The organism is Vibrio nigripulchritudo ATCC 27043, from assembly GCF_000222685.1.
Lineage (GTDB): Bacteria > Pseudomonadota > Gammaproteobacteria > Enterobacterales > Vibrionaceae > Vibrio > Vibrio nigripulchritudo.
Genome location: NZ_AFWJ01000222.1, coordinates 1 through 837, shown reverse-complemented (window position 1 = coordinate 837; position 837 = coordinate 1). Strand labels below are relative to the sequence as shown.

Annotated in this window: 1 protein-coding gene; it reads right to left on the bottom strand. The window is 38.9% G+C overall.

Annotated elements, in window-relative coordinates; genetic code table 11:
• The coding region (locus RH89_RS15455; protein WP_004403927.1) for a carbohydate-binding domain-containing protein at positions 1-577 on the bottom strand (577 nt) is incomplete at its 3' end.
• Between the last annotated feature and the right edge of the window lie 260 nt (positions 578-837).

Genomic DNA, 837 nt, shown 5'->3' with positions numbered 1-837 from the left:
TTTTGTCGTCAGCAGTACGACGCCACTGATCAGTATCAGCTGGGTCGTTGCTAATTGGCGTTAGGAAACCAGACAGGTCTTCAAAACCTGTGTCTGCTTCTTTCACCGCAGTGTTTTTAATTAATTCGCCTTTCAGACCATCAGCAGAAATATAGTAGTTAGGCATGAAGTCGCTATTTACGATCTGCCAGTATTCTGCATCGTATTCTACAGTGACGGACTCGCCAGGTTGCAAGCCGTTAAATTTCGCAGTTGGGGATACACGGTGTAAGTCACCGTCAATGTGAGTGATAGTAAATAAATCACCACGAGTATCAAGAACACGGTGAATGCTTGGGAAATATAGATCCCAATCTTTATTTACCGCTTTATCACTTGTGTTAGTAATTGTAATTTCAGCTCGGTAGCAAAGTCCCCAAGGACACTCTGCTTTTGAGTCAGTAGGTTGGTTTACAACCAGAGAAGTGGATACGTTTAATGAATCAGCAGTGGCTTTAAGATCTTGTTGTGTCTGAGCGTGAACGCCAGAACTAGCAAGGGCTAGAGCCATAGTCAAAGCAGTTACTTTAAATTTCAAAACTCAATCCTTTATGTTTTTATACGCGTTAAAGCTATGTCAGGTTACGACTTGATTCTGCCACCAGAATCTACCTGATAGTATTGATGAACCTGTCAATTCAAGCTCATTTCTCCTTCCTATTTAGTTAAATTATCAGGAGCTTTTCAATCGATTAATTCGCGTTGCGAAATAAAATTTTTAAAAATATGCCATACAGCAAATAAAGGAATGAAACTTGTAACTGATATTAATAACATTAGGTTATTAAATTGATTTAA